Raw genomic sequence first — 7148 nt, 5'->3', positions numbered from 1 at the left:
AGACATATCGGGCAGCCAGCCGTTTACGACCTCGCCGTCAGCCCTTGGAAGAATCGAGGTCAAGCCGTCGCCCGAACCTGTCACCAGCAACGACACCTACTTCACGACCAGTTGTGACACGGAACTACAGCTGCCGTGTCTCACTGCGGACAGATTTCTATGGTTTTTTCCTTCTCGCTTCCGATGGAGATTTTAACCCTGTGGTCGAGGGTGTTGGCGAGTCGTTGGGCGATCGTCATCCAGACAACGAGTCCTTCGGCGGGGGTGGTCACCAGGATGTCGGTGTTCTCCATGCCCCAGCCTGGCGTGTGGGCGATTTTCTGCCGGATCGCCTCGGCGGCCCGTCGGGTCGCGGTGGTGACCGCCGCTTCCAAGGTCGGGCTGTCCGTGGCCTGGAGGGTTTCCGCCACCTCCCCGTCCATGCCGGCGATCTCCTGCGCGACGAACCGTGCCGGGTAACGGATCACCTCTAGCGGGAGCCCCACCCCGGGGCGGCCCGTCGCTATCGCGACGGTCTCCTTGGAGAAGGGCACGACCGGTTTCCACTGGTACCGCCTTGGCGCGGCGTGTCCGCTTGTGTCTCCGGTCCGCAGGTGACTGCCGTGCTGGACCTGTTCGCCTGAATCCTGGGACCGGAGCGGGTCGGACCCGGAGACGAGATCTCCGGTGGCTGTCTCGAGTCGGTGAGGGGAGGACTTCTCCGCATGGCCAGGCTGTTCCGGCACAGCCTTCACCGTGGCTTCCGGAACCTCCTGCGGAAGCACTGCCTCCTCGAACCGGTCGTTCAGCGGCAGTTCCTCCACCAGAACGACCTGGTCGCCGAGAAAATCCGCAACGCTATCGTCGGCCCGAGTAGCTGATAGCGCATGAGCGCCAAAAGGCTCAATGACTTCAGTCTTTCCACTGTCCACGTTGTCAGCCGACGCGACTACCTCGGTCCACTGCCGGTACGCCTCAACAGTCGTCTCATCCTGTTCGATGACATTGCCAAGATCCGCAACGCGCTGTTCGACATCCTGCTTGTGAATATACTGCTCGTCCTCCGGATCGCCGAAGAGTGGTTCGTCCGCGTCCATCTCGTCGTCGTTACCCCTATACTGAAGGTCGCCTTCCGCTTGCGCAGGAAGGATTTCCCAGCCTTCGGGCATACGTGGTGCCGCATCTACAGATCGGTCCCGGTCAGGCAGTATCGCGGCACCAGCGCGCGCAGCGGATTCCCTCTGAATTTTGTCGAGGACAGCCCGACCTCGCTCCACAATGTGACTCAGCTGCTCATGCGGCCTGCCGGAAAGTCGGCCCGCAGCCGCATGAGCCGATTCCACGAGCGCGTTCAGCTGCAAAAGTACAGGCCGCGATACGGGATACCCGATGGCGAAAGATCCGAGTTCCCCGCCGAGATAAAAACCGTCATACTGGTCCACCAGAGGCTTGGAGGCGCTTCCTTGCCCCGGTGGGACGAATTTCTGAAGCGCTCCTATGATAGCCAAAAATTCTTGGGCTTCCGGACTTTCGATGATTCTTTTCGCCAGAGCCCGCACTTGTTCCACGGTCAGGGACGGGAATCTCAGTGCCCGATCGTAGCTTTCTTGCGAAATGGCGTTGACCTCGGTCGTGGCGCGCCGGACCTCCCGGGGGGAAAGGTACGCGTTGCCGAAGGCGAAGTTTCGTAGCTCCACCAATCGCAGGGGGAGGGTGAGGCGGTCTCCGTTGGTGTCGAGATCATGGTAATCCTCCATCCCAACGGTCTCACTCTGACTGACCTCGGTCCCTCGAGACGTCTGCCCCAGGAGCGCTGACGTCAGGTAGTCGCCGATGGGAAGCCGCGACCAGGTTTCCTCCCGCAGCAGTTCACTGGTGTTACTCGGCTGAAGTTTCCTTTTCTCTTCATATTCCTCAATGGTGCTCTTCAACACGGCTTCGAAGTACCGGCTGATGTTGTCATGGTTCTGCCGGAAGAACTCCTGAACACGCGGGTTGAGCGATTTGAGTGCTACCCCCAGAGGCGTCCGGGATGCTGCTGGCAGCATGCTTTTCACCAGACCTCCCCGGAAAAAACGCGAGGTCATTGGATTGGCGCCGACGTGAAGGAAGGTGCTCCATGCATGCCCCCATACCTCGTCGATCTCAGGGATGCTCCTCAGAAGGTCCATCTCTTCAGGCTTGACGCGGAAGCCTCCGAGAAGTTGAGACACATAAAGCATGGCGACTTTTCGACCGAATTGTTCCGCAATCTCGTAGTACGTCACGAGATCTGGGCTCATGAGCCTTTGGCCCACCTTTTTCTGCAAGAGCGTGAGGCCACTGGAGACAATACCGGTTGTCAACTGAGTATAAGCGGGATGGTCAGGTCCCGAAGGGCTGGGCGCAACCTTGAATTTCTGCCCGGCTGAAGTGACAGTCCACCCGTCGGCAGAAGTGAGGAGAGCTTCCAGGGATATCGGAACTCCCCTTCTGTCGGTCTCCAAGAGGGCGTTGCGGGACGTCTCCAGTTGTGTCAATGCGATCTCGGAAGGGACGCGGTTTTCCTGACGCAAGGCCCGGGTGGGCTTGACGACGAATTCAGCGATCTTGTATATCTCCGCAACGGGCGCAGAGAAGTTCTTTGGAGTTGCTCTCCACGCATCCTGCATCGTTGTGTACAACCGGCCGTCGTAAGCTCGGCCGAACGCCTTATGATCGATCACCACTGTCGTAAGAGGATGCTCAGCCAGCACAGTTCCCTTGGGAAACTCCGGGCCGACGAGGATGTGCTGGTCTTCGACCTCCAGTCCAGTGGCGGAGGGAGCGGTGTCGAGACCTTCCGTTGAACTGCCGTCATCCGAATCGACCAAGGAATGATCCGCTGCGCGGTCCGTGACGGGGAGAGAGCCGGCATCGCGTGTCGTTCCCTGAAGTTCGGGCCATTGCCCGACATGGAGATGGGGGGCGAGTACGTCCGCGATCTGTTGCCGGTGGTCCGGCGTCAGGACGAAACGTGCGCTGTCCCGACGGGTGAGCACTCCCATCAGGCTGTTCTCCCCCTCCTGCACGACCTGCTCGGCTCGGCCGCCGGGAGTGAGGAGTACCCGTGGATCGGCCTGGTCGTCACGCACGCCCAGGCCGTGGACAACCTCATGGACCTGGGCAACCGGATGCGATTGCACGTACCAGACGTCCTGACGCATGTCGCCGTGCTTGAGCGGACGTCCCGGCCTCAGGGTCGCCACGCTGTGTGCGGCCTCGGGATCGTCGACGAACTCAACGCTCACCCGCAACACCGGACCGGGCGGCACAGGCCCGGTCACCTGGTCGGGCTGCAACGCCGGCAACCGGTACTGGTGCCGGTTGACGTGATCGTCCAGAGCCTCGCGAAGGTTGTCCTGGACATGCCGCACTTCTTCCGGCGATGCTCCGTCCGTGCGCAGGTGGATACGGCGGGTCAGGTGCAGGACATCATTTATCGGAGAACTTCCGCGGTACCAGGCCCAGGAATAGCCGATATCGGTTCGCTCACCGGAAGCCGGCGGCCTGCTCACACTGCGCGTACCGTCCTCGGCCGTGGTGAACTCGAACGCCTGCGGAACCTCCGGCCGACTCGGGGATCCGAATGGCAGCCAGCGGTCTGTACGTACTTCACCCGTGCCATACGCCAGACCAATCCGAGAGTCCATCACCCCGTGGATCACGGCCTGCTCACTGGGATGCTCCAGGTGCTCCGAACCGTTTTGGGGGGCCGCGGTCGGGCCGGTGGTGCTGACCTCCTGGGGCCTGTCGGTCAGACCTCGCGGGTTGTCCAGGAACGCACGGGGTGCCGCCGGTTGTTCGCTCGTGCGTGCAGAACTACGGCTGGAGGCGTCGTCCGAGCGGGTCGCCGGCTGCCGGCTCTGGCTGTGGGTGGTGGCCGGCGGTCCGGTGACCGTGGACGAGGTCGCGGCGGGGACTTCGGATGCGTTGGGCTCGTCGACAAGAACAAATCGCGTTTCCGTCACTTGGGTGCCGGCTGGTGCGCTTCCAAACTTTTGCGTGTCCAGGATGCCGACTGCAGAGCGGCTGTGGTCGCTCGGATCGGTCGCTGCGAGCCGATCCGTCCGCTGGGCCCACCCGTGGATGAGACGGTCGAAGAACTCGGCGCGCAACGGAGCGTTCTGACGTAGGGAAGCGTTATCGCCAAAATAGAATTTAGCGGTTTCGGCGAGGTCCTCGTCAGAGTTCGTCGCTCCGTATGCGGTGATTGGCCGTTCTTTTGGAAAGCGCAGGCGCGGACGGTCAGATTCCCACGTGCCGACCTGATCGATGAACCAGGGGAGTTCCTCCTTGAGTGCAGCTGCCGCGCGCCGGCCTGCAGCAAAAGCTGACTCGGCGGGTTTCTGCGTTATTACATCTAGCCACTTCGCCTGCAGCACTTCGATCGCATGGGCGTGCCGCGGTGCTTTGCTGAAGAACTCTGGTGACCCCTGGAGGAAACTTGTGATCGACTGCTGGAAGTCATGCTCAGGGCTGTTTTCATTCCATGGGCCTTCTACTCCCTCCCAGAACTTCTTGGTGAAGTCGGGAAGCGCGTATCTGAGCACGCCGTGAGCAAGTTCATGGGTTGCGACAGCTTCGATACTACCCCCACCAGAATGGGCGGCCCTGTATATGTTGATGACGTTGCGTGAAAGTATGTATTCGCCTGCCGCATCGAAATAAGTCCTATTCTCGTGCAAGGCAGTTTTCACATGCCCGACGACGGTTATCTCCTGCGCGACGGAGCCGCGACTCGAATGGGCGCGTCGCGACCCCAGAATGGGTGCGTAGTTCTTCATCGCCGCATACAGGGACTTCAATTCTCCGACTGTCCACGGCAACGGCTTTACTTCGGCCTTCTCGGCCTCCGGAGCCTGTGGATGCGTTTCTTTTACTGCGGCCACGCCGGCATCCGAGTCCAAGCGGATGCCGAATTCGCTCTCTATCTGTTGTGCCAACAACTCGCTTTCGCGCTGCGCTGCGTCCTCAGGATCGTCATGAAGCATGCGCTCGTCCGTTTGGCCGCTGCCTACGTGTGCATCCTCCACCACGGTGAACATCGGGGGGACCGAGACAACTTCACTTTCCCTCAAGGTGAGGGCGGCCATCCCGATGAAGGGCTCGGTGGCGTTCGGCTGGGCCGACGGGCGGTTGTGGCCCGCGAGTTCTGCGTTGCTCCAGCGGTTGAAGCGTTCCGCCAGGGTGCTTGGTTTGAGGCCCGCTTTATGCATGAGCTGGTTGACGGACTCCCATTCAGCCAGGGTGGATTGCATATCGGCGACGGCTAGTTCCCACTCGTGTCCTGCCGCATTGGGATGTGCACGCCCGGTCGAGGGGTCCATCCCCAACGGTCGCGTCAAGGATATTTGTTGAACTGTGATTCTCAGGCGGCGCCGGGTCTGGGTGAATTGGGACCACAGCTCGAGCCTCGTGGCTGGAGAATTGGGTGACGGGGGTTGCCAGGCGGGCAGGGACACACCGTGCTCGTTGCGTTCCAGTTCCGCGGCCCAGCGTTCAGGAGAAAGGCCTAGAGCGTGGAGTATATCCATCCCACTAGCGGCCACCCTGTCATTGGCCACGCCCACGTAGGGGATACCCAGGGCGATCTCATCGGGGAACAGTCCATCCTCGGCGACGTGCCGGCGTAGTTGCTCTTCGGTGATCGGCGCGAGGTTGCGGTACCGGCTCCAGCCGTCGGTGTAGGTGCCGAAGCCATAGTGCTTGGCGCGGGGCCACAGAGCTGCAGACCGCATGAGTTCATGTGCGGTGTGGTGCCCCCCAACTAGCATGGCACCGATCAAGCCGAGCCTTATCTCGGGAAAATCAAAACTACGGCCAGTAGCAGCCTGCAGACGGTGCAGCGACTCCAGGATCAGCAACATCGACCCCGAGGAACCACTCGCCACAAGTCCTCCTGTGGCCTCGGCGTCCTGATGCAGCGGGGCCTGGAAAGGCAATGAGGAGAAATCTGAAGCCCGATCCCAGACGACATAAGTGCCTTCGTCGTCAACGCCCCCTGCCGCAGCGATCTCCCGACGGCTCAGCGGAGGAAAGATGCTTTCGGCCCGCACCTTGCGAGGCGTACGATGGTCAGCCACCTTGCGCCATTGGCGCTCAGTGCGAAGCCACGGGAAGTCGTCATAGGTGGGAGGAGCGATAAAGCCTTTCAGACTTCCCTGGGCGGCTACATAGAACAGCATGCCAACCAACTCGCGGAGATTCCCTGACGTGCTGGCCTCAATGATGTCGGCGATGCGTGTCCCTATGTCGCCGCTTCTCGGTGAACCGTCCAGCTTTCCGTCATGACCCATGGTGGTTAGTCTGTCGGGTGCGTGCTTTTCGAAAAGGCTTCGGATAGTTAGAACGACCTCGCGTATCGCATGCAGCGCCTGAGGTCGCAGTATCAGATACCTGCCAAGTCTTGCATCGAATGATGCGGCGGCTTCAGCGTACCGGATGCGAGTCAAATCACTCGAATGAGCCTCCCCTTGAGGGGCCTGGATGGCATTTTTATCACCGTGTACACCTCCCCCTATGTGGTGCTCTTCCGCGTGCTGCGGTTCGATTTCATTCGACTGGCTCTTGTCGATTTCCAGACCGGTTCCGTGGGCGACCTGGGTTCCGGTCTCGGCTATCAGGTGCCGTTCGTCCGCGGTGTTGGGGGTGGAGCGGTGCGCGGTGTGGAGGAGGCGGTCGCGGTCGTCGCGTGTGAGGCCGGCGGTCAGGCGGTGCGAGGGGATCCGGGTAAGCGCTCTGAGTGCCTGTTCCGGCGTCATCCCCTGGGGCGGATGGGTGACCACGTCCTGGTAGACCTCGGCCGCTTGCTGGACGTGCGCCATGAAGGCGGTGAGATCGGCGGGATCGAGGGTACCGGTCCCAGTGAGGACATCCCCCACGGGCGAGGGCATCTCGAAACATATCCGGGCAAGAGTACGAGGACCCACGAGAACAGAAATCCCTTCACATCCGCTACTAGCGCCACGGGAAAAGCACCTGAACCGGCCGACACCGGTCGGGCACACGGTTGATGCCGAGGCGGGCCCCTGCAGAAAAGGGGCGCGCTCAGGAATCCACCGCACTCTACTCGAGGGACAACCAGGTTGACCTCGATTCTTCCAAGGGCTGACGGCGAGGTCGTAAACGGCTGGCTGCCCGATATGTCC

At 61.3% G+C, this 7148-nt stretch carries 1 protein-coding gene; it reads right to left on the bottom strand.

The genetic code is table 11. From position 1 onward, the window contains the following. Positions 1-140: 140 nt before the first annotated feature. Positions 141-6881 carry a hypothetical protein gene (locus AC3ET4_RS29825; protein ID WP_431954924.1) on the bottom strand — a complete coding sequence of 2247 codons (6741 nt, stop codon included), beginning with the start codon at positions 6879-6881 and terminating at the stop codon, positions 141-143. Between the last annotated feature and the right edge of the window lie 267 nt (positions 6882-7148).

The sequence above is a fragment of the Actinacidiphila sp. bgisy167 genome (assembly GCF_057707665.1).
The sequence above is the reverse complement of the archived record's forward strand: the minus strand, read 5'-3'. Positions and strand labels throughout refer to the sequence as shown.